General features: G+C 61.5%; 21 protein-coding genes and 1 tRNA gene. 7 read left to right on the top strand and 15 right to left on the bottom strand.

The features are described from left to right. Nucleotides 1-163 precede the first annotated feature (163 nt). Nucleotides 164-1,513 carry a competence protein CoiA family protein gene (locus ACVISU_RS28080; RefSeq protein ID WP_456709016.1) on the top strand — a complete coding sequence of 450 codons (1,350 nt, stop codon included), beginning with the start codon at nucleotides 164-166 and terminating at the stop codon, nucleotides 1,511-1,513. 75 nt (nucleotides 1,514-1,588) lie between these two features. Here ACVISU_RS28080 and ACVISU_RS28075 read toward each other — a convergent pair whose 3' ends face one another. Both ACVISU_RS28075 and ACVISU_RS28070 read right to left on the bottom strand, forming a co-directional pair. After that, nucleotides 1,589-2,308, bottom strand: a complete 720-nt coding sequence (locus ACVISU_RS28075) for a hypothetical protein (protein WP_456709015.1) — start codon at nucleotides 2,306-2,308, stop codon at nucleotides 1,589-1,591. Between the two features lie 68 nt (nucleotides 2,309-2,376). Further along, nucleotides 2,377-2,667: a hypothetical protein gene (locus tag ACVISU_RS28070; protein WP_456709014.1), complete on the bottom strand. Its 291-nt coding sequence runs from the start codon at nucleotides 2,665-2,667 to the stop codon at nucleotides 2,377-2,379. 375 nt (nucleotides 2,668-3,042) lie between these two features. On the opposite strand from ACVISU_RS28070, the gene ACVISU_RS28065 reads away from it, so the two are divergent. Genes ACVISU_RS28065 through ACVISU_RS28055 form a run of 3 tightly spaced genes read left to right on the top strand, consistent with a single transcriptional unit; the run spans nucleotide 3,043 to nucleotide 7,354 of the window. Beyond that, nucleotides 3,043-6,249, top strand: coding sequence for an SIR2 family protein (locus ACVISU_RS28065; protein WP_456709013.1), 3,207 nt, complete (start codon nucleotides 3,043-3,045; stop codon nucleotides 6,247-6,249). Further along, nucleotides 6,246-6,584 (top strand): hypothetical protein, encoded by a 339-nt coding sequence (locus ACVISU_RS28060; protein WP_456709012.1) that lies wholly within the window; start codon nucleotides 6,246-6,248, stop codon nucleotides 6,582-6,584. Before ACVISU_RS28065 ends, ACVISU_RS28060 begins: the two co-directional genes overlap by 4 nt. A 14-nt stretch (nucleotides 6,585-6,598) precedes the next feature. After that, on the top strand, nucleotides 6,599-7,354 hold the full coding sequence (locus ACVISU_RS28055) for a hypothetical protein (protein ID WP_456709011.1): 756 nt from the start codon (nucleotides 6,599-6,601) through the stop codon (nucleotides 7,352-7,354). A 20-nt stretch (nucleotides 7,355-7,374) separates the two neighbouring features. Here ACVISU_RS28055 and ACVISU_RS28050 read toward each other — a convergent pair whose 3' ends face one another. Together ACVISU_RS28050 and ACVISU_RS28045 are read right to left on the bottom strand one after the other, a co-directional pair. After that, the gene (locus tag ACVISU_RS28050) at nucleotides 7,375-8,286 is read right to left on the bottom strand and encodes a nucleotidyl transferase AbiEii/AbiGii toxin family protein (protein WP_456709010.1); all 912 of its coding nucleotides are present in this window, start codon (nucleotides 8,284-8,286) and stop codon (nucleotides 7,375-7,377) included. After that, complete coding sequence (locus tag ACVISU_RS28045; RefSeq protein WP_456710914.1) at nucleotides 8,273-9,109, bottom strand: type IV toxin-antitoxin system AbiEi family antitoxin domain-containing protein; 837 nt, start codon at nucleotides 9,107-9,109, stop codon at nucleotides 8,273-8,275. The genes ACVISU_RS28050 and ACVISU_RS28045 overlap by 14 nt, the downstream gene beginning before the upstream one ends. 254 nt (nucleotides 9,110-9,363) lie before the next feature. Between ACVISU_RS28045 and ACVISU_RS28040 the strand changes: the two genes are divergently transcribed. After that, entirely contained in the window at nucleotides 9,364-10,092 is a 729-nt protein-coding gene (locus ACVISU_RS28040; protein ID WP_456709009.1) for a S1 family peptidase, read from the top strand. Between the two features lie 36 nt (nucleotides 10,093-10,128). Here the strand turns inward: ACVISU_RS28040 and ACVISU_RS28035 are convergent, their stop codons facing one another. The 5 genes from ACVISU_RS28035 to ACVISU_RS28015 form a co-directional block, all read right to left on the bottom strand. Beyond that, complete coding sequence (locus ACVISU_RS28035; protein WP_456710913.1) at nucleotides 10,129-11,739, bottom strand: P-loop NTPase fold protein; 1,611 nt, start codon at nucleotides 11,737-11,739, stop codon at nucleotides 10,129-10,131. A gap of 17 nt (nucleotides 11,740-11,756) precedes the next feature. Next, the gene (locus tag ACVISU_RS28030) at nucleotides 11,757-12,320 is read right to left on the bottom strand and encodes a P-loop NTPase fold protein (protein ID WP_456709008.1); all 564 of its coding nucleotides are present in this window, start codon (nucleotides 12,318-12,320) and stop codon (nucleotides 11,757-11,759) included. A 442-nt stretch (nucleotides 12,321-12,762) separates the two neighbouring features. Continuing rightward, a tRNA-His gene (locus ACVISU_RS28025) sits at nucleotides 12,763-12,839 on the bottom strand. Nucleotides 12,840-13,027: 188 nt separating this feature from the next. Then, entirely contained in the window at nucleotides 13,028-13,465 is a 438-nt protein-coding gene (locus ACVISU_RS28020; protein WP_050404365.1) for a phasin, read from the bottom strand. A 287-nt stretch (nucleotides 13,466-13,752) separates the two neighbouring features. Next, nucleotides 13,753-14,151 carry a phasin family protein gene (locus ACVISU_RS28015; RefSeq protein ID WP_050404364.1) on the bottom strand — a complete coding sequence of 133 codons (399 nt, stop codon included), beginning with the start codon at nucleotides 14,149-14,151 and terminating at the stop codon, nucleotides 13,753-13,755. A 334-nt stretch (nucleotides 14,152-14,485) separates the two neighbouring features. On the opposite strand from ACVISU_RS28015, the gene ACVISU_RS28010 reads away from it, so the two are divergent. Then, the gene (locus tag ACVISU_RS28010) at nucleotides 14,486-18,391 is read left to right on the top strand and encodes a PAS domain-containing protein (RefSeq protein ID WP_456709007.1); all 3,906 of its coding nucleotides are present in this window, start codon (nucleotides 14,486-14,488) and stop codon (nucleotides 18,389-18,391) included. 513 nt (nucleotides 18,392-18,904) lie between these two features. After that, nucleotides 18,905-19,732, top strand: a complete 828-nt coding sequence (locus ACVISU_RS28005) for a metallophosphoesterase family protein (protein WP_456709006.1) — start codon at nucleotides 18,905-18,907, stop codon at nucleotides 19,730-19,732. Here ACVISU_RS28005 and ACVISU_RS28000 read toward each other — a convergent pair. From ACVISU_RS28000 to ACVISU_RS27975, 6 genes are all read right to left on the bottom strand, one after another. Then, entirely contained in the window at nucleotides 19,671-20,156 is a 486-nt protein-coding gene (locus tag ACVISU_RS28000; RefSeq protein ID WP_456709005.1) for a Crp/Fnr family transcriptional regulator, read from the bottom strand. The genes ACVISU_RS28005 and ACVISU_RS28000 overlap by 62 nt on opposite strands. Nucleotides 20,157-20,564: 408 nt before the next feature. Next, nucleotides 20,565-22,253, bottom strand: a complete 1,689-nt coding sequence (locus ACVISU_RS27995; protein WP_456709004.1) for a vWA domain-containing protein — start codon at nucleotides 22,251-22,253, stop codon at nucleotides 20,565-20,567. A gap of 200 nt (nucleotides 22,254-22,453) precedes the next feature. Continuing rightward, complete coding sequence (locus tag ACVISU_RS27990) at nucleotides 22,454-22,981, bottom strand: tautomerase family protein (protein WP_456709003.1); 528 nt, start codon at nucleotides 22,979-22,981, stop codon at nucleotides 22,454-22,456. Between the two features lie 99 nt (nucleotides 22,982-23,080). Then, entirely contained in the window at nucleotides 23,081-24,097 is a 1,017-nt protein-coding gene (locus ACVISU_RS27985) for a GlxA family transcriptional regulator (RefSeq protein ID WP_456709002.1), read from the bottom strand. Between the two features lie 185 nt (nucleotides 24,098-24,282). Beyond that, entirely contained in the window at nucleotides 24,283-24,939 is a 657-nt protein-coding gene (locus ACVISU_RS27980; protein WP_456709001.1) for a GNAT family N-acetyltransferase, read from the bottom strand. Between the two features lies 1 nt (nucleotide 24,940). Further along, nucleotides 24,941-25,591, bottom strand: coding sequence for a 3-oxoacid CoA-transferase subunit B (locus ACVISU_RS27975; RefSeq protein WP_050404358.1), 651 nt, complete (start codon nucleotides 25,589-25,591; stop codon nucleotides 24,941-24,943). Nucleotides 25,592-25,608: the final 17 nt, after the last annotated feature.

Below are 25,608 nucleotides of genomic sequence, written 5' to 3'. Positions count from 1 at the left end.
GCTTGCCTCTACTTTTGCGCGATAACCTTGACCTGATGCGAGAGCAGCATCGCAGAGGAGAGCGACCTTGACCAACTCCTCGCTCCAACGCCTCTATCCTTGAGGAATGATGAAAGGTGAGTCTCCCACGTACCGCCCACCGCGGCGCATCATCGAGGCGGTCATGTTTGACCCGCCGATCGGCCCGATGTCGGCGCGCGAACTCCTGTCCTTGTCCGAAGATGCATGGGGCACCCTCCGGGATCGGCTAACGGACGGCGCCCGTGGCCGCCAGGACGGGTTAACGGCTAAATGCCTGCGCTGCGAAAGCCCCGTCTTTATCCAGACGAGAAAGCAGGGCGAGCGCCGGCTTCCCTATTTTGTGCACTACAGGGGCGGCGATCCTAGCTGTCCATGGCACCACGGCACCTCACTTTCGATCGACGAGGCCCGAGCAGCCCAGTACCAGGGCCAGCAGGAATCCCGTACCCATCGGATGCTCTGCGAACAGATCGACGAACTCGCCAAGGCCGATGTCCGTTATGTCCGGAGTACCGTGGCGCAGTACCTACCGCCAACAGAGAATAGCTTTGGCAGGTATCCCGACGTGTATATCGAATGGCTAGGCCTCGGACCGTTTGCGATCGAAATCCAGCTCTCCAATACGTTCCAAACGGAAATCTCCGCCCGCTGCCACCATTATGAGCGCGAAGGGATCAACCTGATCTGGGTGCTTTATGGGGTCGATCCGACGACCGACGATATCCCGCAAAGCTTTCGCGACGTTATCCGCCGGCATCGCGGCAATGCATTTGTCTTGGACCACGAAGCGATCCAGGCATCCCACGATCAAAAGACGATTGTCCTGAAATGCTATTTGAAGGACGGTGAGGGCGCGTACAGGTCTCCGAAACTGGTTCGGATCGACGCGCTGACGTTTCGTGGGAAAGCTCTTCCTTACCTCGAAGACCGGATAACGGCCAATCTTAAACAGGAGATCAGCGCTCAAAGAGCGTCCTGGTTCAAGGCGCTAGAGCCTTGCCGCGACAACTGGGAAAGGACTATCGTCCGTGCACCAGCGGTAAAAGATGCGATCGCGGCCTTAAGCCATCGCTTTGGCGCCATCTCCTCGTATGGTCCCGGCGAAGCAGAAGAGATCGCCGTGGTCCGTCTGATCGCAATCGTCTTTACCGTTATATCGGCCGCTAACGGGCAATTCCGGAACTATGCAACACGGCACGACAATATCCGCGCCATGCTCAACACGCTCTTGAATAGCGTGGAGGAGATACAGCGCTATGCTCTGTTGATCGAATTCCTTCTCAGCCATAGTAATCAACACGGCCTCATGAGCGGCAAGGTTGGCGAACATATCGAGCGTGCAAAGGCGGCGGCGGAAGGTAATCTCTGTCTCGAGGGTGAACCCGAATGGCAGATTTTGGCTCATCTCGTGCCAGAGGTGTTCGATCGCATCACTCGCGAAGAGATGGTTTATTTGGATGAACTACCGACTTGGGCCTCTATCGTGACGTAAAGGCCGTGGCCTGGATCTCGGCTGCGTCTCAAGGTAAGCCGCCTCTCCCGCCTGACCTCGACGGCGTCTCTCGACTCAGCTCTTCTGAGGCCATCGCGAGTCGCTCGGAAATTCGGTTGCCGGGTCTTCCAAGACATAGTCAGGAAGCGCGTCGAACTGCTCTTTGGGCAGTCTCAACATCTGCTCGCGGATTTCTCTCGCGGTCTTGTCCAACTGCGGACCTAGATAGTGCTCGATAATCAGCTCACAATGGCGCGACAATTCCGTCAGCGTTTGAGTGTTGGGAACGTTCCGCCTCGCCAGCATAGCAGCCAGGAGGCCGCTCGGGCGCTTACCGAATGATGCGTCTTCTACGAGATTGATGCCGGCATAAGACCGTTCCAGCCTCAGATCTGCGTGAGCGATATGGCTGTTTCGTAACTCCATGCACCACAGATGAAGTTCTTTCTGCGGCGCAAGCCCGCCCTTGAAAATATCCTGAGACAAGCGTGTTCGCATGTTCGAGTTGAAGCATTTTGCATAGGCAACGATACCAGCCTCAAAGTAGGCCCTCTTGTCGAAGTCCTGTGGGTTGGTCTTGATACTTTCAAACGTAACTGTTCCACCGGCACGCAGACGAGGATGTGCAGCGCTCAGATTCTGCTCGAAGTTCGGAAATAACTCGCCGGTCGCCAGTTCTGCATTTTCAGACAGTTCAGCCGCACGCGCGAATACGTAACAAGAGAACTCGAGATCCGTTTTGATGAGTGCGTACCCACCGAACTGCTTTCCGATCTTGCTCGTCAGTTTTTTCATCGCAGATCCCCTTGCCAGGATCAGCCTAACACAAGATCGCGCGAAGCGGCGCTAGCGGCCCGGGCGTGTTACGCGGTTTCGGCGCGGATGTGATGGAATTTGTCTTGACTGAGTCTGAACCCACGACTGAGAAATCGGAGGAGCCTGGCATCCTGCTTGTCAATGTCCGCTGGCCGATCAAGCGGTCCGGCAAACAATTGGACGGCATTTCGGCGGAAGCAGGCCGAGCCGGCGAGTCTGGACACGCCTTGCGGCATGTAAACTTTAACAAGCGTGGTGTCCGCGCATTCCTCAAGGGCATATTGCAGGCCGAATGAAACATTGACGATACCAAGGAACGCCAGTCCGTTCTTTTGCATGAGACTTCTTGCTCCACCGGCATCGAACCCTGGAGGACGAGTGCTCGGCCCAACGCCAAGTCAGCGGGCTTCCGTACTCCCCGAGGCACGAGGCCCCTTGGTCAGCGTGTCGCCGCCGATTCGGCTCCAGCCGAATAGCTGAACCTCAGACAATGGTTCTGGAAAAATAAACACGTTCCTTGACAACCAGACCTGCTGCTTCTCAGGATTACTACCTTTCCGAGCAAAGATTCGATTCGGCGTTTCGAGACATCTTGCTCGCCCCCCGACCCCGGCCAACAGGTGTTCGTTGGAAGAAGCATATCAACGCAGCCCATCGATAATGCCGAGGCAAATTTTGCCTCGCGCAGAACTTCAGAAATTTGCGAGATGCCCATGACTCCCTCTGCGACTACTATTGCCGAGCAGCCGCCCGGGGGCGATGAGCAGCGGATCCTGCTTTCCCTCGACGCGTTGATCAGATCGATCGGTGTGCGTCGCGGCATGTCCTTGGCCCTATTTCTGGGTGCTGGAGCGTCGACCAGTTCCGGGCTGCCTTCGGCCCAGATGTGTATCTGGGAATGGAAGCGCCAGATCTTTCTGACGAATAACCCCGGTCTAGAAGAGCAGTTTTCGGAGCTATCGCTCGATGGTGTGCGTCGCCGCATCCAGAGTTGGTTCGACAAGCAAGGTGGATATCCAACTGAAAACTCGCCCGAGGAGTACAGCTTCTATATTGACCGTTGCTTCCCTATCGAAGCGGATCGGCGCGCCTATTTTCAAGAGCTAGTGCGCAGTGCGACCCCACATATCGGATATCGTCTACTTTGCCACTTAGCCGAGGCGGATATCGTTCGCTCGGTATGGTCCCCCAATTTTGACGGTTTGTCCGCTCGGGCGGCAGCAAATTTCAAGCTTGCGCCGATTGAGGTCAGCATCGACTCGCAAAACCGCGTCGATCGAATCCCGGCAAAGGGCGAGCTTCTTTGCGTGTCGATGCACGGCGACTACCGGTACGACAAGCTGAAGAACACTTCGAACGAGCTTCAACAACAGGAAGCCGCGCTACGCTCCGCCCTAGTCGCGGAACTTCAAAACACATCTGTCATCGTATCGGGGTACAGCGGGCGTGACCAATCACTGATGGATGCGTTTCGGGACGCTTACGGTCAATCGGGCAACGGTGTCCTTTACTGGTGCGGCTTTGGAGATGCGGAGTGCCCTCCTCACATCGAAAGCTTAATCCAATATGCCCGAGCCCACGGAAGGCAGGCGTACTTCGTCCCTGCCATGGGCTTCGACGACTTACTCACCCGGTTGGGACTTCATTGTCTCAAAGGCGAGTCTCGTCAAATCGCTCTTAACGCGATGGAAGCCGCCGCGGGGCAAGACAGGCTTACCCGTCTGCCGTTTGCACTACCTAAGCATCGGGCTACCACGCTAATCAAAAGCAATGCTTACGCGGTAGAGTGCCCGTCAGAGGTCCTGCGGTTTGACCTTAAAGTTTGGCCCAAGGACCACGTGTGGTCGGCGCTGCGCGAGATCACGGCTGATAAATCTATCATCGCCGTTCCGTTCAAAGGAAAACTCTTTGCGCTCGGGCAAATTGACGAAATCAAGGATGCGTTCGGTCCCAATATTAAAGGACCGATTGAAAGAACCCCTGTAGGCCCCAATGACCTGGCCTACGACGATGGCGCGATGATTTCGCTTATGCGCGAAGCGCTGACGAAATCGATGTCCGAATCGGTAGCGCTGCCCGCGGACGGGCGGCACGAGATCTGGAAAAAAGAACCGCGAACCGATCAGCGTCGGTGCCCCATCGGATATGTTGCTCACGATTCAGTACATCTTTATCTGCGCCGGGTCGCTGGAACGCAATATTTAGTCCTCATGCCGACGATTAAGGTGCTCACAAAGGATGGGCAGTCCGCTGCACGAGAAGTCGCCAATCCAGTCAAACTCGCAATCCTCGGCTATCAGCACAATAAGCAGTTCAATCAAACCGTCATGGAATGGCGAAAGCGGCTTCTTCCGACGGCGCCTGAAACAGTCTATGAGTTCCCACGCAATTGCGGCTCCAGCTTTCGATTCAAGATTCGCCGTTCACCTGTTTTTGGAGAGATCGGACTGCCAAAGGGTGGGAAAATCACGCCAACCCCGGATGCCTTACAGCCGCTCGTCAAGTACACCGGGATCGAAGTGGACGAACCCGAGTTGGTTTTCTCCAATAAGTCAGGAACCGGTCTCATCCGCTCGCCGCATCCGGTGCGCGGCCTAGCTCAGAACCGTCCATTTGATTACTCATTGACGGCTCAAGGTTTCTTTACAGGGCTGCGACTGGGCATCATATGTGCTTCAGCCGAATCAAGAGGCCTCCATTCGTATCTCCAAAATGCAAACCGGGTACTCTCCCCGAGTCAAAACGAAAAAGACTACCTCGTCGATTATCCCGGTTTCCCGACGGCCTACGGTCTGCCTTTACAGATCCCACAGCCGGATGGAAAAGGATGGTTTTTTTGCCCAGAGCCGACTAGCTCTGATCCTGAGACAAGCGCGATCGAGATCGCGTCGCACATCACAAAGGGGATCGAGGCGTTGCAGTCCACTTACGCCCCTCACGTCGTGATGATCTTATATCCCTCGCGTTGGAGCGACTTCCGCGGATATCGCACTGAAGTCGAGCGGTTCGACGTCCATGATTTCGTGAAAGCGTTCTGCGTACAACGAGGCATCGCTTCACAGTTTTTCGATGAGGACACTTTTGCCGACGATTATCAATGTCGGGTCTGGTGGTGGCTCTCGCTTGCGCTCTACGTGAAATCCATGCGGACGCCGTGGGTTTTGAATAGTCTTGCCGATAATACGGCCTTCGTTGGCCTCGGATTTAGCGTCGACCCGACTGCCGAACGAGGCAAGCACGTCGTCTTGGGGTGCAGCCACATCTACAGCGGCAAAGGCGAAGGGCTTCAGTACAGGCTCTCGAAGATCGAAGATCCAATTTTCTATGGCAAGAATCCGTTTATGTCGAAAGAAGATGCCCGGCGTACGGGCGAGACCATTCGGCAACTCTTCTTCGACGCCCGACTGAAGCTTCCAGAGCGAGTCGTCTTACATAAACGAACGAACTTCACGGCCGACGAGCGCGAAGGACTGGCCGAAGGGCTCAGTGGTGTAAAACACCTCGATATGGTCGAGATCCAGATTGATAGCGCCCTGCGGTATGTCGCATCGGTTCCCGACGGCAAAGGCAGCTTCGATGACGACAATTACCCCGTGCGGCGCGGAACTGTCATGAAGGTTGATGACTTCTCGGCTTTGCTCTGGGTACATGGAGCGACGACCGCGTTACATCCACGCTTCAAATACTTTCAAGGTAAGCGGCGCATCCCCGCACCGCTCAGTATTCGCCGCCATGCTGGACAGAGCGAGCTGCGCCAGCTCGCCGAGGAAATTATGGGCCTTTCGAAAATGAATTGGAATACGTTTGACCTTTATACCAAACTGCCTGCGACTCTTCACTCTTCGAATGAGATTGCCCGCATTGGTTCCCTGCTGCAAAGATTCGGCACCGCATCTTATGACTATCGGCTTTTCATTTGAAAACAATCATTCGCGCCTTTCCTGAGGTGGATGCCATCCATGACTATCAGTGGCTTTGTCCGAAGCATCACAAGCGCGTTCATGTTCTTTTGGGTGGCTCGCTGCTCGAAACCCGCGATCTGTCGTTCCTCGACTGCATTCGCGACCAGGATGCCGCGGAGTGGGTTGCGATCGAGGACTCGACCCGCAAGGGAGTCGATCTTTGCTGCGAGGCGCTTGGACGGACGCCTGGCGAAACCGTCCGACGAAGATACGATCCGCCCTATGCGTGGTTCATGCTTCGGCACTACGCCGCGATGTTTCCGGCAGAGGACTGGAGACGATTGGCGGCGTAGACTGCGGACGAATCATGAAACGATGCTTCCTGCACGGCCATGGCGCGTGCCAAGGCAAGATTTCCGGCGAACATTATATTTCGCGCACCGTTCTTGACGCGATCGGCGGCGGCGGCGCCGTTCATGTTGGAGGGCTTACGTGGCAGCCGCCGGATACAGTTCAGACCATCGGGATCAACGCGCTTGTCTCAAAGGTCTTGTGTGAAAAGCACAACGCCGGACTGAGCCAACTGGACAAGGCGGCCGGCAGATTGTTTCGCGCGATCGACGGCATTGACAAGCGTCCGGCAGCTACACGCCCTCTGACGCAGGTCGACGGCAATCTGATCGAACGATGGTTTTTGAAACTCTACTACGGCCTCGCGGCGGCTAAAGGAAACGGCGCGACTATTCCGGACACACTGCTGCGTCTGTTGACTGGCGAGCCGTGGCCCGAAGGATGGGGATTGTACGTTCCCTTTCCGGCCGGGCCTCTCACGCTCGCAACGGAGTTTTACTACGAGGCGCTGAACGCCCCGACAGGTGAAATCAGGGGCATCAAGCTTCGCGTCGCGGGCGTCCACTTTAACCTTTTGCTGGGGCGGCCCGACAATCCGGCCGCGTGGGGATTGCATCGACCCCGCGGATTGGTCTTCAACAACGGCTCCTACGAAAAGCGCATCGAACTCTTATGGCCCGTCGTGAACAACCGGGCTGTCATCTATACGCGGACAGGTCAGAGCAGCGAGCGTCCGCCACAATGGGCCGGCTGGCGCGAAACCAGCCTATAGAAATCTACGATTCAAACGCTCTACCCGTAGAGAACCTTCCTGAGCGACTCGACGAGCGCGACCCGCTTTTCTTTTGAGAGCTTGTCGAGATTTTGCTGTCGCCATCGCACGGCCGGCAATTTTGCTGCTTCCGGCATGCCGAGCAGTTTCCAATCCGGTTCACCGCGCTCAAACGACAGCAGGAACTTGCGATGTTCGTCCGGCATGTTGCCGACGATTTCCTTAACGAGTCCCGCGCGCGCCGCGATCAGTTCCTCGCGCGCGACGGCCTCTTCCGTCATGCCTTCGAAGCCATGAAGAAACTCGTCCGAGATATCCTTTTGCTTCGAGGACAGGACTTCGAACATCGGCCGATCATGGCTGAGCAGATAGACAACGAATGCCTTTCGAAGGGCGTCGTCGATCCCCTCGTTCGCCAGAAGGTCTTTGACATCGAACAGATCGCGGGGATGCTGGCGATCGAGAGCGGCGACGATCTTACCGGCATAGAGGTCGGCGAAGGACACGACAGGCATCTCCGCGAAGCCGAACTCGGCTTCGACGGAATCGGACACGGCGCGTGACTCGGGTTCATAGACGCATCCCCGCAAGACGGGCGTGACTTCTATCTTGGTCTGAACACCGCCTTGCCTGACGAGCAGGCGGACGATGGCGCCTTCCGCCACCGAGGTAATGACCTTGGCGTCCGGCATGGCTTTTTTGATTCGTTCGATGATCCGTTTCATCGCGGCATCGACGGCGGCCAGGGATTCCGCGCGCGGCGCCACCGGAACATAAGTCAGATCGATATCGACCGATAGACGCGGCATGTCGCGAATGAAGAGATTGATCGCGGTGCCGCCCTTCAGGGCAAAACACTTCTCCTCGGCAATGAGCGGCAGAAGCCGAACGAGCAGCGCGACCTGCTTGCGATAGGTTTCAGAGAACGCCATTCAGGTCCTCCGGCACGGTGATCTGATAGGCCTGGTTGAATTTGCCGCCCTTCACCAGGAGGCGCTTCCCGGCCCCGAGATCGAAGTCATCCTTCTTCAAAGCCTTGAGCCATGACGGCGCGTGACGGTCGGCAAAAAAGAAGAACAGCCGTTTGACCTTCACGCTTGTGCAATCCAGCAGCAGCCTTTTCAGCCGGCGCGGACTGAGGCTCGTAAGCCCCTGCATCAGCATATCGACCTGATGAAACGTCTCGTGCACTGGCAACTCGTCCAGCAATTCGAGCAAGGCGCGTTCGGGAGTCGAGAGGACAAGCTTCCAATCCCACTGGCTGAGCGGGAATTCGGTCAGCGTGAGATTGATATCGCTCTTATTGGCTGCCGAGACATTCGCCAGCTTCTTCAGTTCGGACTCGACCAGAAGATCACCGAAGAGACGGCGATCATTGTGGTAATGGAAATGAGAACCTGGGACGACCTTGTTCAACCAGCCCGGAGGGGATTTGGGGCCGTAGAGGTGAACGACCTGCTCTTTTCGGGAAAGGTAGTGGGCATAACCGAGTAGTTCGAGCGCGGTACGCCCCCCTACGACCAAAGGACTCTCTAGATACGTCTGGAGCGACACGACAAGTTGCTGCCAGGTCGGCGAACCGCGAGGCCGGCGATAGACGCCGCGCGCGGGCTGGGTCAGCCAGCCAGCATTCACATAGTGATTGAGCAACTGCCGCGAATAGCCGTGGCGCTTAAGCCATGAGGCATCCACCAGGATTCCTTCCGGAAGCTGCTTCTCCAGGCGGTTTAGCGGTCTGTCCTTTTGTCCAACCATATTTGACAATATACCACTTTTATAAACCGATTTCCAGTTTAAAAAAGTTCATATATGTCAAATGCTAATAGACAAACCCGGCCCGCTGCAAACCGCTAGAGGCTCGGCTGGACGCCATAATCGTTCTTGGCCTAGCCTCGACTGCAAATGACCTCGCCCTTGTCCCCATTGCCCGGCACGGCACTCGCCGGCTCCTGGCGCATGCATAACGCGACGCAGAGTCGGCGGACGGGCGGCTTGCAGCCTTTGCGATTTTGGGCCGACCGTCGGCAAACACCATCGCTCTTATCGGAACAGGTTTCTACTTACAGCCCAAAGGGGGCTTTGCGACGGCAGCGCATGTCGCCATGGAAGCGGAGCGTCTGTTAGCCGAAGCTCCGGATTCTGTCGGCATAGCGCACACGCTGGAGGACGGCCGAAGCGTGTTTCTTCCTATCTGGAAGTTCTTCACCCACAAGACCGCCGACGTCGCGTTTGGCATTCCACATTACGAGATAGTCAACGATTCCGCGGGAACCACCCTTCGCACGAAAGTGCTCTCCTTTACATCTCAAGCACCGAGCATTGGCTCTTCAATAAGCACCTGGGCTTACCCCTTGCATCAGGTGAGCGATGACGGATCGGGTGGCCAAGTCCTCCAGCTTCAGCCGGATTTCTACGATGGAATCCTGCATGAGCTTTACGAGGAGCGCGGCCCATCAGTTAAACTCAAACCGCCCTACTATCGAACAAGCATCAATCTTCACGGCGGCGCGAGCGGCGGTCCGGTATTCAACACGGCTGGAAATGTATTTGGCGTTGCGTCTTGCAGCTATGATGGCGCGACCGATATCGCCTTCGTAACGCCAGCCACAGCACTCTTCGAGATCGACATTCCCGAACATATAACCGATGGCGCCCAAACAGGGCCGACCGTGACCCTTGGAGAGCTGGCGGCACGGGGACAGATCGCAATGATGGAAGGGCTCTCACCGCCCGGATAGAAGCGCACCCGAATAACAGCTTCCGCGAAGATTGGCTTAGTCGCGTGGATTCTTGTCTCGACGGCGCCACGCTTCAAGAAACTCGCGGATCGCTGCGCCGTCATCGTCCGTTCCGTTGCGCGCATCCAGCTCCTCAACGCGGGATCTGAAAGCCACCAGATCAAGAACCTTATCGAGAGAATCGACACCCGCCCGGGTATGACGCTTGGCTACAATGTCACCCAGACCGGACATGCCCATACCTTGGTTCCACGAATAGGTCGTGAACGCCCGCGCGAAGGTGACGATGGCTGCATCATTTTTGAATTGCTCCGCAGTCCACGCTTTGACCTCCGCGCCGTCGTCTTTCGCAAGGTCGCGCCAGTCGAATAGCAGTCGCGCCAATCGCCTGGCCTTCAGCAATTCGCCGGATTGGCTCGCTGCCCGTATGCGGCTGAGTGTCAAAGCTTCAAGGGCAACGGCGTCTGCTTCCGTGGTGAGGCAATTTGATTCAGGTTCGGCCGCCCTGTCGTTGACCGGATAGTAATCGCGATAGGCGGAGCTGGAAAAATCGGCGAGCCAAGCTAGCCCAGCCTTAGAACAAGCCTCAACAAAAATGGGGGAACGCGTTGCTAGATCGAAGCGCTCCAAGGTCACTCGCCGCAGCAGCCAATGAATGCGGAGCACATTGTCGGCGACCGAAAAGGCCTTCGCCCGATCCGCCGGAACATCGACTTCGTCCCCAAGCTCGAAGATGGCAGTCAAAAATGGACCAACATCTTTGTCGGCGACCTCGCCAGCATGGATAGTCATTTCGTCCAGTAAGAGCTGGGCCTTCGTGGTCCCATCTTTGCGCGCGACGGACAGAGCCGATCGAAGGGTAGCTTGCACGAAAGCAGCGTCGGATGCCCTGGCGATAATGGTTTTTATCTCCTCCCGAGGAAGAACGTCGTCTCCCACGGAGAAGCGGAAATAAGAACCGAAATGCTCTTTCGTGCATACGCGGCGCTCGCGCACCCATTCGCTGTCCGAACCCTCACCGTAATGAAGGTTATTCCAGACGCTTTCGAGACGCGGAAAAAGCCGCATCAGCACTCGTCGCAAGCGCGCGCGGTCGATCTCCTTTACCGAACCGAGCAGCAGGGTATCGATCTCACTCGCTCTACCCCGTCCGTCTCCCGTGCCTCGCGGCGCCAAACCGCAGAGTTCGCCCTTGTTTGCGCGAATGGCACGGTAGACTTCGCCCCGAAGAAGCCGCAGCGTTTCGAGCGCGACAAAGTCCGCAAGATCGACCTCGCTGCCGACGGCAGCCCAAGTGACGGCCAGCGCATTCATCAGACGAATGAGATCGCGCGGCGTGCGGATTTCCGGCGCGATGATTTCGTAGAACACATTCATAAAGCGCTTGAGCTGCTCCTCAGGAGGAGAGCCGCATAGGGCGCCGATCTGGCGCAGCAGTTCCTGATTGAGATCGGCGGCTTGCGGTAACGGAAGGTCAAAGCCCGCCTGAATGATCTTTTCGAGATAATGCGGCCCCTCTGAAGGAAACCGCTCCGAAACGATCCCCTCGGCAAGCTCGCGATCGAAGACAAGCAGGTAGATGACGTTCGGCAAACGGCCCACTGACTTCACGAGACGAAAGATCAGAAGAGCCTCGTCCGGCGACAGGCGGTCGATATCGTCGATTACGATGAGGAAGCGCTTCTTCTGGGCCCCAGAGCGGCAGTCAACTCGGCATGAAGTTTTTCAACCGTATCCTCGGTATGAATCAGATCGGCGAGCCACCCGAGGCCCGCTTCGGCGGCCTTGCCGGCTCCCTTGTATCCCGCAAGATCAGCAGCAGCACCGACGAGCGCGCCAGTTCGCAGCAACTGAGCCCCGATCTTTGGCAGAGCTTTCTTGAAGCGATCGCCAAGCGATGGGCCGAGGCCCGCGTAAAATTCGCGAAAGAACGCCAGCGCCAAGGCCTCCTCGCCACGAAACCACCAGCAGGCGAAGTTCACGATGGCGATTTCGTCGGCGGCAACGGCGTCTTTCAAATGATGCAGGATGAGATTTACGGCACTGCTTTTGCCTGATCCCCAAGGACCATTGAGCGCGATCACCGTGCCTTCCGGCGCTTTGATCTTGCGAATGGATACCGCAAGCGCCTGCGCAAAGGGATCGATACCGAATCTGTCTTCAGCGGGCTCTTTGATCGGCGCATCGTTAGGCGATTGGTTGAATTGGGACATATTCACCGCGAGCATGAATAAGCGCCCACCAGGGCGCTCAACGGGCGTTCGGCCGCGATCGGATGAGTACTGCGCGACTCGATACAGGCAGCATTATAGGTCGCCTGGGACGGTCCGTTTCCAGCCCGTTATCAACCATGACAGAGAGCCAATTAGGCGATCGGATAACTGAATTTGTATGGTGGAGTTCGCCAACGTTCGTTGGCGCTTATTCAACGGATATTCGACGACTTTTCGAGACAAGTTGTAAGTCGTTGAAATTTCTGGCGCTCCCTAGGGGAATCGAACCCCTGTTTCAGCCTTGAGAGAGCATTGGCGTCATCAATCTCAAATTGACGAATGCTCCAGGCACGTGAATTTCGGTTGCACTTAAGCGAGCTAACGCTCTTGTGGTAGCTATCTGGTAGCTAAGACAATCCGGCAGCCTTCGATGTTTTCTGTAAAGGCTTGATTTTGCTGGTACAGTTGGGTGGGCTCGAACCACCGACCTCCTGTTCCACAGACAGGCGCTCTAACCAACTGAGCTACAACTGCATCATGACGCACGGCCCCGCAAAAAGGGGGCGGCGATTTCGGGCGGAAACTAGGTGCAACGCCCGCCTTTGGCAAGGCCGTAACGCGCTGATTTCCGCTCTTATCTCGGACCGCTTGACAGCCCTTGTCCAGCAAAAAGGCCCGGACCGCCAAGGCCCGGGCCTTTCGCTAGCTCGTATGGACCGCGATCAGGCGGCCGGCTGCTGGTAGAACTTCGAGGCGCTGGCCTTGATCGGCTCGGCGGTCTCGCTGGCGACCTTCTGGCCGAGCTCGGCCAGTTCCTTGGCCTGCGCGGTGTAGGTCTCGAATTGCTTGCGGGCGTGCGAGGTCCACAGCTCGACCGCTTCGGTCGGCGACTTCACACTGAACAGCTCCTGGGCAAAGTCGAGCGAGGAGGAGGTGTTGGCCTTGAAGAACTCGATCAGCTTGGCCGAATACGCGGTAGCGCCCTTGTTCATCGAGCTGAACACGGCCTCGACCGTCGAGTTGTGGGTCTCGGCAGCGTCCTTGAACTTGGCGTAGCTGTCGCGGGCCTGCAGCACGCCCTTTTCGGCGAACGCGCGCACCTGTTCGGGAACCTCGAACGGGATGATCGAGGCGGAAAACGGATCGGACGGGTTGGTCATACGTGTAATCCTTCGCAACGGGTGAGTAGATGTGACCATTGCGAACGTCCCGGAGCCCATCAGGCCGGGAGCGCTGAAATGGATCACGCTGCCTTGATTCACGGGAGTGCCCTTCGTCGGGCGCGCCTAACAAACACCCATATCATGTCAATTTTGTGCAACGCAACGTACGATCGCGTGCAACGCCACATTTTTTATGGGGCGGAATATGGGGTTACCGCGCCCGACCGGGGTTGGGCTGCCACACTTCGTCAGTTCGTCATCAGCCTCTCAGCTGTTGGCAGCTCTCAGCTCTTGGGCTTGACCGCATCCATTGCGGCGCGGCTGACGGCCTGGCCCATTTCGCTGGCCTGCTCGGCGAGCGAGCGCATCTGGCCCTGCACATAGTCGCTGTGCAGCCGCATGACCTCGGTGAGGTCCTTGGCCTTGAGCAGCGACTGGGCGTAGTCCAGCGACGACTGGACGTTCTTCTCGGCGTAGCCGAGCGCCTTGGCGGACAGCTCCTTGGCACCGGCGCGCATCGTGGCGTTGCGCTCCTCGATCTTGCCGGCGGTGTCCCGCGCGTTGGTCACGAATTGCTCGAAAGCCTTGCGCGCCTGATCGAAGCTCGCTTCCGCCATCGAGCGCATGTCCTTCGGGATTTCGAACTTGGGGATCTCGAAATGGTCACGCCCGTTGTCGCTCATGGTCGCTCTCCCTCGCTTGGTGATCGCCCCCGCCGGTTGGCCCTGCGGGCGCGCGGCAGGATATATCTCGGCACTGCAAATGCAGGTGTGACGCGGTGCCCTCCAGTTCCGCATCACACTGCCGCAGTGTTCTCTGCCCGACAACGCTAATCGGCTGTGGATCGTTCGGCCAAGTTAACGTTATCCCGGCTTTGCCCGATACAGGCTGGCCGCGGACATGGACCTACGGTACCCCAGTTGCGATACTAACCTTCTGTTAAGGCTGTCGTCCTGCGGCTGCCGTCGCCCCGGCAGCTTAAGGAAGAAGCCAAACCATGCGGTCAAATCTTGCGTGATGAGTGACGCGGAATTCCAGATCCAGGCGCTCGGCGATGTGAGGCTGGCGGACCATGCGACAAGCGGCCTGCCGGCATGGCTGTGGGCGGCCGACGGTGCACGGATTCTGTGGGCCAATCCGGTCGGCGCGCAGGTATTCGGTGCCGCCAATGGCGCCGACCTGGCGAAGCGCGTCTTCGGCCCGGCCGATCCGCATCGCCGCCAGGTCGCGCGGCTCGGCTACCGTCTCGACGCAGGCGGCGCGGTGCGGCTGGAGCGGCTGCGCGGGTTTGGCGCGGCGCCCGGCATGCTCGCGACCTGCGGCTGCAGGCGCATCGACTTGCCCGACGGCAGCCACGGCATCCTGATGACCGCGCTCAATGCCTCGGGCCGAAACATGCCGCTTGCCGAGCGCTTGCTGCGGCTGGTGCAATGCTTGCCGCGTCCGGCAGCCGCCTTCACCGGCGACGGACTGCTGGTGGCAACCAACGAGGCGGCGCGTGTGCTGCCCGGCCTGCACGATCTCACCGAAGCCGGCCTCGATGCTGCGCGCAACGAGGCGCTGGCGCGGGGCCGCGCTGCGGCCGATGTCGCGATCGGCCGCGTCGTGCTGCAGCGGATCGGCCGTGGCGCCGATCGCGCGCTGATTGCGCTGATCAAGCCGGCGGCGCATCTCGCCGCCAAGCCGGCCGCGCCGATCGTGCCGGGGCCGGCTCAGCCGAAGACAGCTGCACCGGAAGTGCCGGCACACGCAGTTGCGTCGCAAGAGGCCGCGGCCGTGGAGCCAGCACCCGCCGCCGTCGAACCGCCGACGGCGCATGAAGAAGTTCCCGCGCCGGCCAGCGAAGCGCAAGCCACCTTCACGCTGTTCGATGCGCTGGACCCGCAGTTGGAAGAGCGCGGCGCGATCGAGCCGATCGTCGGCACGGCCGAATCCGAGCCTGTGCACGCCGCTCCGTCTCCCGGGCCGGAAGAGACGCAGGCGGCGACCGCGCCCGTCGAGAGCTTGGCATTCGACACCACGCCTGACGAAAGCCCCGCCGTCGAGGAGCCACTATCGGAAGCGCTGATCGACATGCCTGCTGAAGTGCAGGTCGACGCGCCTGCGCACCTTGCTCCACCGCTCGCGTCGGCAGAGCTGACGCTTTTCGAGCCAGCACCGGTCGAGACCACGCCTCCCGACACCACGCCCGACGAAGCTGCCGCGGTCGAGGAACCGCTTTCGGAAGCCATGATCGAGGCGCCCGCTGAGGCGCTGGTCGAAACGCCCGCAGCGGAGCCCGCGCCCGATCTTGAAGAGACCGCACACGCGCCCGTTTCGGAGACACCGGCGCCGCCGGCCGATCCCGTGCCGTCGCCCTATGCGATCGCGGATGCACCGGCTCCGCCGCCTGCCGCCGAGCAGGAGCCCGCGACACTGGCGCCGGTGCCGCCGCCATCCTGGCTCGACGAACCGTGGCCGGTGCGGCGGCACCCGCTGCGCTTCATGTGGCAGATGGACCATGAGGGCCGCTTCTCGCTCGGCTCCGACGAGTTCACCCGCCTGATCGGCCTGCAGACCGCGGCAGGCTTCGGCCGGCTCTGGAGCGACATCGCCGACAGCTTCGGCCTCGATCCCGAGGGCCGCGTGCTCAAGGCATTCGCGAGCCACGACACCTGGAGCGGCATCACGCTGCACTGGCCGGTCGACGGCGGCGGCCGGCTGCCGGTCGAACTGTCCGGCCTGCCGGTGTTCGATCGTTCCAGGAATTTCGCCGGCTACCGCGGTTTTGGTGTGTGTCGTGATCTCGATGGCCTTGCGCGACTCGCCGCATTGCGCCGCTATGAGTTCTTCAGCGGCGCAATCGCGCCGAAATCGCTGTCGGCCGATGCCGCGCCTGTGCCGCGCACCGCTGCGCCGCCCGGGCCCGCCGCGCCGCCACAAGACAATCCTCCGCCGCACGCGGAGCCGCCGCCCGACATGACTGCAGCACCACCCGAGGAATTGACCGAGCCGAGCGCAGCAGAGACTTCACACCAAGCCGATCCGGATCACGCCGTGGAAACGCACGAGGAAGCGCAGGAGGCGCGTCACGACACACCGCAGAATGTGGTGCCGTTCCGACTTGCCGGCGACAACCGGCCGCCATCGCTGACGCCGGTCGAGAACAACGCCTTCAACGAACTCGCGCGCCAATTGTCGGCGCGGCTCGAGAACGAGGCCGGCCTCACCGCGACGACGAACGGGAGCGCTACCACGGAGGCGGTCGCCGCAGCGCTGCCCGTGGGCGAGCCGCCGCAGCAGGCGGAGGCGCCGCCGCACCGAGAGACCGCAGCCCAACTCGAGACGCCGGCCGACGCACCGAAGGCCGGCTGGCTCGCCGCGACGGAACCCGCACCGCGCGGAGAATCCCGCCGCGACCGCGCGCTGCTCGATCTGGTGCCGGTCGGCATCCTGATCTACCGGCTCGACCGCCTGCTCTATGCCAACCACGCCTTCCTCGCCCGCATGGGCTATGACAGCCTGCACGCGCTGGAAGCCGCCGGCGGGCTCGATGCGCTCTATGTCGAGCCCGGCGTCTCGCAGGCAAGCAGCAGTTCCGGCACCGGCACGCCGGTGACGATCTCCGCGAACCAGAACCCGGACAACGGCGCGCAGTCGGTGTCCGCGGAGGCGCGGCTGCACACCATCACCTGGGACGACGATTCCGCGCTGGCGCTGATCTTCTCGCGCACGCTCGACGAGGACGCCGCGGTCGCGGCCGCCCTCTCCGATCGCGATCCCGAGCCGCTAGCTGCCGCGGAGCCGGTGCAGGCGCCGCCACCGCAGGCCGGCCAGGCCGATGCCGAGGAGTTAGGTGCGATCCTCGACACCGCGGCCGAGGGCATCATCATGTTCGATGCCGAGGGCAACATCCACTCCTGCAACCGCAGCGCGGAAGCACTGTTCGGCTATGACGGCGACGAGTTCATCACGCATAATCTCGCCGACCTGTTCGCGCCGGAAAGCCAGCGCGGCATCTTCGACTATCTTGCGAGCGTGAAATCGGCCGGCGTCGCCAGCCTGCTCGATCACGGCCGCGAAACGCTCGGCCGCGTCCGCCAGGGCGGCGTCATCCCGCTCTCGGTGACGATGGGCCGCACCCGCGCCGACGGCCCGAATTTCTTTGCCGTGTTCCGCGATCTGTCGCAGACCAAAAAGAGCGAGGGCGAATTGCGCGAGGCGCGGCGGCTCGCCGAACGCGCAGCAAACGCCAAGACCGACATGCTGGCGCGGATCAGCCACGAGCTGCGCACGCCGCTCAACGCCATCATCGGCTTTGCCGAGGTGATGATCGGCGAACGCTTCGGCGCCCTCGGCAACGAGCGCTATGCCGAATACATGAAGGACATCCGCGCCTCCGGCGAGCGGGTGATCGCCATCGTCAACGACCTGCTCGACCTGTCGCGGATCGAGACCGGCAAGCTCGACCTCGCCTTCACCAGCCAGAACCTCAACGAGATGGTGGAGAGCTGCGTCGCGGTGATGCAGCCGCAGGCCAACCGCGAGCGCATCATCATCCGCACCTCGCTCGCGCACACCCTGCCGCCGGTGGTCGCCGACGCCCGCGCGTTGCGCCAGATCACGCTGAACCTGATCGGCAACTCGATCCATCTCGCCAATGCCGGCGGCCAGGTGATCGTCTCGACCGCGCTGTCGGATTTCGGCGAGGTGATGCTGCGGGTGCGCGACACCGGCCAGAGCCTCAACGACAACGAGGTCGCCGCCGCACTGGAGCCCTTCCGCGCGCCGACGCCATCCGATCAGGCCGGCTCCGGCGGCGTCAGCCTGTCGCTGACCAAGGCGCTGGTCGAGGCCAACCGCGCCAAATTCCAGATCCGCACCGGCGGCCGCACCGGCACCCTGATCGAGATCGTGTTCTCGCATGCTGCGGCGAGGGCGTAAGCGGCGAAAACACAACGTCTTAGCGCACGTGCGGCGACTCTTCCTCATCGATGCTGGTGAGGACGCACAGGCGGAAGGGTTCCCTCCTCCCTTGCGGGGGAGGGTTAGGGAGAAGGGTCCTACACGGCACGCACTTTCCATTTCCAGAACGACGGGATCGAATTGCGAGAACGAGGCTTTCCTCGATCATCCTTCCCGGGGCTACCCCTCTCCCCACCCTCTGCCGCAAGGGGAGAGGGAGCCTGACTAACGTGCTCACCTTACGTTGTTCTAAAGCGCGATGAGATTGAGTTGAATCGTCATCGCGCTTTAGCTCCTTGTTTAAGCATGATCTTTTCGGAAAACCGTTTCACACTTTTCCGGATCATGCTCTAGCGGCGCATATCTACGCACTGCGAAAATCCGTCGCGCTTGCCTCGCGAGGCACGGCATAAATCTTGCTGCAATTTCGATTGTTTGAAATTCATTATCTTGCGAACCCAGCCCGCTTTCCCGGGCATCTGGATCTGGCGGATGCGCTGTCTCGTCGTCGCCGACTTGCACTATTCATTGCCGCAGTTCGACTGGCTGCTGGCGGCCGCTCCGCAATTCGATCTGGTGATCTTCGCCGGCGATGCACTCAACCTCGGCTCGGCGGTCGATTACCGCGCCCAGATCGTCGTCGTGACGAAATACCTCGCGCGGCTCGCCGGCCTCACGCGCGTGATCTTCTGCTCGGGCAATCATGACCTCGACGAGCGCAACGCGGAGGGCGAGAAGGTCGCGCGATGGGTGGCCGCGGTCAGGGAGTTCGGCATCGCCTGCGACGGTGACAATCTGACCATCGGCGACACGCTGTTCACGGTGTGCCCGTGGTGGGACGGCCCGATGGTCAAGGCGCGGATCGACGACCAGCTGCGCGAGGCGGCCGCCATCCCGCACCGCCGCTGGGTCTGGGTGCATCATGCCCCGCCGGCGGATTCGCCGATCAGTTGGGGCGGCAAGCGCTTCTTCGGCGACGTCGAGCTGTTGCACTGGATCGAGCGTCACCATCCGGCGATGGTGATCTCGGGCCATGTGCATCAATCGCCGTTCATCCCGAACGGCTCGTGGTTCGACCGGATCGGCACCACCTGGGTGTTCAATACCGGGCTGCAGCCCGGCCGGCCGCCGGTCTACATCGTGCTCGATCTCACCCAGGAGAAGGCGTTCTGGCTAGGCGCCGGCGACGCCCAGATCGTCGATCTCAACGCCCCCCTGCACCGGCCGGCAACGCCGCTCAGCGAGGCGCCGGACTGGCTCACATCCTTGGATCGGATTGCCGATCCGAGCCTGGCGCGACCTGCGTCGGCGGCAGGTTGATCATGTTTTGCAGCACTTCGCTGACCATCGCCAGATGGGTGCCGTGATCGGCATATTGATGCATCAGGTCGGCAAGATAGGTCGTGGCGACATGCAGCCGCTGCGCCAGCAATTGCGCGATCAGCAGCGCCACCGCGGGCTGCTCCCGCAGGAACGACGCCGCATCGTCGAACTCGTACAGCACGCAGTCGGACGCCGCGCGCACCTTCGCGCTGTGCGGCTTGTCGAGCAGAACGCTCATCTCGCCGAACACCGCGCCGGGCTCGTCGATCACGGCGACCAGATTGTCGCCCTTCACGACTTCCACCTTGCCCTCGAGCAGCACGAACAGGTGACCCGTCTTGCCGCCCTCCGCGATGAACTCCGTGCCGGCCGGCAGACTGCGCCTGCTGCCGCCGGTGCAGTGCTCAAGGATCGCTCGCATGCTGTTTCATCTCCGTCTGCAGCCAGACTAGGCGGAGATGCGGCGGAGGTGAACGGGATTGGCCGGGCGGTGTGCCCAAATTGTCGGCAGCGCGGCGAGGGATGAGCGTGCTGCGAGCCTCAACTCACGTCGCACTCTCTCCTCCACCTCCAGTTAGGGACGCTCCGGCGGATGGGTTCCCTCCCCCCTTTGCGGGGCAGGGTTAGGGAGAGGGTGCCACACGGCAAACTCTCTCCATTTGCAGCGCGATACGAGCGCGATTGCGAGCGCAGCGCTCTCGTCAATCATCTCGCCCGGGGCTCACCCCTCTCCCCACCCTCCCCCGCAAGGGGGAAGGGAGCCTGAGAGTGTGCTCACCTCACAGGAAAGCGCGAGCCAGTGCACGCTCGCACTCCATGACGTGCCGCCCTACTGCTTGATCTCCACCGTCTGGCGCTTGCCGGCGGCGATCGAGAACGGCTTTTCCGCCTTCTGGCCGTCGGCATAGATGGCGACCGCGACGTAGTCGCCGGCGCTGAGCGCAACGTTGGCGGCCGCGTCATAGCTCACCGAGACGCGCTTGCGCTCGTCGTTGATGTCGCGCTCGGCACCCAGGATGTCGATCTCCTGGGCACCGTCGGCCTTGATCCCGACCACGCCGGCGTTGAGGTTGACGGTGATCCGGGTCGGCGCGCCGGACTTCACCTCCGCGCGCGCCGTACCCTTGGCCTCGCCGACCGTCACCATCACCTCGTAGCTGCCGCCGGGCAGATCGAACTTGGATTCGGCGTCGTATTCCTGCGCGACCTTCTCGCCCTCGTCACCATCGGCTTTCGCCGGCTGATGCACGGCAACCACGAGGTCCTTCTCGACCTTCGGGCCGCCTTCGGCATAGGTGGTGGTGACGATCAGCTTGCCGACATCGAGGGTGAGCTGGACGTTGCTGGAGTCACCGGCGGCGACCGAAAACGGCTTGCTGGTCTTCGACTGCCCCTTGGTCAGGGTCAGCGTATAATTGCCGGCGGCGAGCACGAAACGCGGCACCGCGTCGTATTCCTGCGCGACCAGCCTGCCGCCCTTGTCGGAGACCTGCCAGACCACGTCGTCGACCTTGGCCGCGCCGCCGGCGACCGCGCCTTCGCTGGTGACGTAGCCAGCATCGAGGATGACATCCAGTATCGCGAGCTTTCCCGTCTCGACCTTGAGCGGAAACTCGCGCTTGACCTGCCGGTAGCTCACTTCCACGATGTAGTCGCCGGGCGCGATGTTGTCGGCGAACGGCGCGCCGTAGAAGGTGTTGACATGCCCACCCTTCTCGTCACCGGCGCGCTTGTAGATGCCCCAGTTGACGTCCTCGTCGCTGATCGGATCGAGCCCTTCGGCGAGCCGCGCCACACCGCGGAGATTCTTGCCGAGATACGGATCGGCGGCCACGGGCTTCGGCGGCGCCTCGCTGGCGACTTTGGTGCCTTGCGTCGCCGCCACCGCCTTGGTCAGCGCGCCGGTCAGGCTCGCGGCGTTGCCGGCATCGAGATAGACGCCGCCGGTCGCGCGCGCGATGCATTGCAGCTGGCTCTTCGCCGCGGGATCGGCGACGTCGAGGCCGATGACATGGGCGGTGAAGCCGATGCCGGCCTTCTTCAGCTCGGCCGCGGCCGCGCACGGGTCCGGCGCGCAGGTCTCGATCCCGTCGGAGACCAGGATCACGTTGGCCTTGTTCTCGGTCGAGTGCAGCGCCTCGGCAGCGGCACGCAGCGAATCCGAGATCGGCGTCTTGCCCTTCGGATTGATGCCGTCGATCGCGGCCTTGATCCGTGCGGAATCGAACTTGCTGAGCGGCACCATCAGCTCGATGTCCTTGCAGTCACCCTTCGAGCGATGGCCATAGACCATCACACCGAGACGATCGGCGGGATTCCATTTCGACAGGATCGCATCGACCGCCTGCCTTGCAGCGGAGATCTTGCTCTGCCCGTCGACCAGGCCCCACATCGAGCCGGACGCATCGAGCACGAGAATGGTGTCGGTCCCCTGCGCCTGCGCGCCTTGAGGTGACAGCAACGCCAGGCCAAGCGACAGCAGGCCGGCAACGAACGAACGGCGAAGAAACCTAGTCACGGATCGATCCTCGATGATGGAAACAATCGGAGGGCAAAGACGACTACGACGACGCGGCGTCCTGACACTTGGACTATTGCGACAAGTGTTTGGACTGACGCGACACGCAGATGACAATTGGATTGTCTTCACATCTGCGATCATGACGGTTTGACGCGTTTTCTTCACGCGAATCGGTGCCCGCTTCGCTTGACGGCGTCCTAATCGACGCCGCGGCGCGCCGCATCGAGCGCACCACCCAGCAGCTCGAGCGCCTTGACGCGCCGTCGCCGTGCAAGGCGCTCCTCGCCGACCTCGCGTTCATGCTCGCCGGCGATGAAGGCCTGGATGTCCGGCAATGGACGAATGACACCGCGGCTGCCCCACTGGCCATCCGGTATCTCGGTCGGAAACACCCAGACCTGCGGCGCAACGTCCTCGAACGAACCGCCGTCGGCGCGCACCACGGCATCGGTCACGTCCTTTACCAACGCCGCGCGCGAGGCCTCGGTGTACTGCCCCTCGGGCACCGTTGGCACGATGCGATAGCGCGGCGACGGCGACGGTGCGCCCGCCACGTAAACCGCGGCCGGCCGATGCAGGAACACGACGGTGACGCCTTTCGCCACCTTGTTGGCCGGGTCGAAGCCCTCGTGGCCGATCAGGATATCGCCGAGCTCCTTGATCAGCCGCGCCTCCGCGTCCGGCTCCAGGGCTCCTTCGGGAATGGTGACGTCGATCATCGGCATTGAGGGCCTCCTGTTGTTGCAACACGAGGTCTATCGGCAAGACACTCCCCGCAGCAGTGGCAGTATCGCCATTCTCGAGGCAAATTCGGACACGGCTCGTCAGCTCGCAGGCGCCGTGCGCGCGGCACGCGCAAACCGGCGCTGGTAGTCACGGGGCGAAAGCCCGGTCTCGCGCTTGAACAGGCGGCGAAAGGTCGACAGGTCGTTGTAGCCGACCCGCGCGCTGACGGCGTCGAGCTTCAGCCGCCTGGATTCGATCAGGCGCTTGGCTACGTCGACGCGCAGCGCCTGCAAATATTGCAGCGGCGCCTCGCCGACCGCGAGCTTGAAGCGGCGGTTCAAGGTACGCTCGCTGACCGACAGGTCGCGGGCCAGCCTCGCGAGGCTGAAGCCCCGCTGCAGCGACTTCTCCATCAGGCTCTGCGCCCGCGCCACCAGCGCATCGGAATGCTGCGTGTCGTGCGTGCGGCTGGCATAGGACGCCTGCGAGACGCGATTGCGGTCGATCAGCATCAGCTTGCCGGTCTCGGCAGCCAGATCGGCGCTGGCGAATTTCTCGACCAGCCGAAGCGCAAGATTGAGCGAAGTGGTCACCGCGCCCGAGCAGACGATCCGGTTCTGCTCGGTGAGGATCTCGGCGACGCGCAAATCCACCGCCGGATAGCGCATCGCGAAGGTCCGCCCCTTCGCCCAATGGGTGGTCGCGACCCTGCCGTCGAGCAGCCCTGCTTCGGCGAGGATGAAGCTGCCGGTGCAATAAGATGCGAGCAGGGTGCCGCGCTCATGCTGCCGCCGCAGCGCGGCGAGCAACGGCTCGACCGTATCGAGCCGCGCGAAGAAGCGCTCGATATCGCCGACGAACGGCCCGGGGATCACCACCGCATCCGCCGCAGACCGCGCGCTGATCGCTCCTTCGACGCCGATGATCTGGCCGGACGCGGTTTGCACCGGCCGGCCACTCAGCGACTCGATGCGCCAGCGCAGCTGTGACGGCTTGCCGTTACGGCCCGGCGGCCGCTGCGCCGCCACCGAATTGGCGGCCGTGAAGACATCGACGATCCCCGCAACGCCCGAAGCGAGGATGCCGTCATAGACCCAAATCCGGATGAGTGACATGGCCGTGTCCGATCTTGCACAAAGTGGGGCAATTCTGCCATTGGCGGGCGGAACACGGCAAGCAGCCGGCAGCGAGCTGCCGAAAGTGCCAGGCGATGACACCGCATGGTGTGACAACTTGAATCGAGAACCATTCTCATCGTCGTCCTCGCGAAAGCCAGGAGGACGACGGTGGTTGTGGCCGCTTACCGCCGCCTCACATCTCCCGCGCAAATCGGCGAAAGCCCGGCGCGCCGGTCAGCGCTTCGAATGCGGCGTCGCGCTTCTCCTCGGCGAAGGCAAAGCCCGGCCTTGGCGTAGCAGCGCTCGGCCGGATCGTTGCCGATCAGGAACGAGATCGAGGCCCGCGAATAGCCGGCAGCCTTGCCGTCGGCGAGCGCACGGCCGATCAGCGCCTGCACCAGACCGCCGCCGCGATAGGATCCGAGGTTTGCGACGTGCTCGATCAGCCAGTCGCCCTCGCCGCCTTGAACCCAGCAATTGCGGGCATAGCCGCCGCGCGCGACGATGCCATCGGCATCCACGCCGGTCTCGGCGGCGACCTCCTCGATCGCTGCGCGTGCGGCGACGACCGTCCCGGATGCGGGCATCGCGCATAGGCCGGCAGCCGGCACGCCGTCGACCTCAGCGATCAGGAAATGGGCGACATGGTACCAGGAGCGCACCCGCGCCACGGCGAGCCGCGCCATGAACGCGAGGCATTCATCCTCCGGCCGGTCGAGCGCGATGTCGAACCAGCCGCGCGGCAACGGGCCGCGCTGCGCCGCCAGCACGACGCGGGCAATGAAGCCGGCGTCGTCGGATCGTGCGGGACGGATCGAGGATCGTCCCGCATCACCCATCTCAGGTGTTCTTCAGCGCGACGCGGAATTCCGCCTCGGTCTTGGCCTTGACCTCGTCGAGCGTGACGCCGTCGGCGAGTTCGATCAGCGCCATGCCGTCCTTGCCGTGCTTGTCGATGGTGAATACCGCCAGATCCGTGACGACCATGTCGACCACGCGCTCGCCGGTCAGCGGCAGGTTGCACTGCTTGAGCAGCTTCGGCCCGTCCTTGGCGGAATGCTCCATCACGACGACGACGCGCTTGACGCCGGCGACGAGGTCCATGGCGCCGCCCATGCCCTTCACCATCTTGCCGGGAATCATCCAGTTGGCGAGGTCGCCGTTCTGCGCCACCTGCATGGCGCCGAGGATCGACAGGTCGATATGGCCGCCGCGCACCATGCCGAAGGAATCGGCCGAGGAGAAATAGCTGGTCGAAGGCAGCTCGCTCACGGTCTGCTTGCCGGCGTTGATGAGATCGGCGTCGACCTCGTCCTCGTAGGGGAACGGGCCCATGCCGAGCATGCCGTTCTCGCTCTGCAGGCTGACGTCGATACCCTCGGGGATGTAGTTCGAAACCAGCGTCGGGATGCCGATGCCGAGATTGACGTAATAGCCGTCGCGCAACTCCTTGGCGGCGCGGGCAGCCATCTGTTCACGGGTCCAGGCCATGAGGCTCTCCTGAAAAG

The organism is Bradyrhizobium sp. USDA 4452 (assembly GCF_054063575.1).
This window is presented reverse-complemented; position numbering and strand designations above follow the sequence as displayed.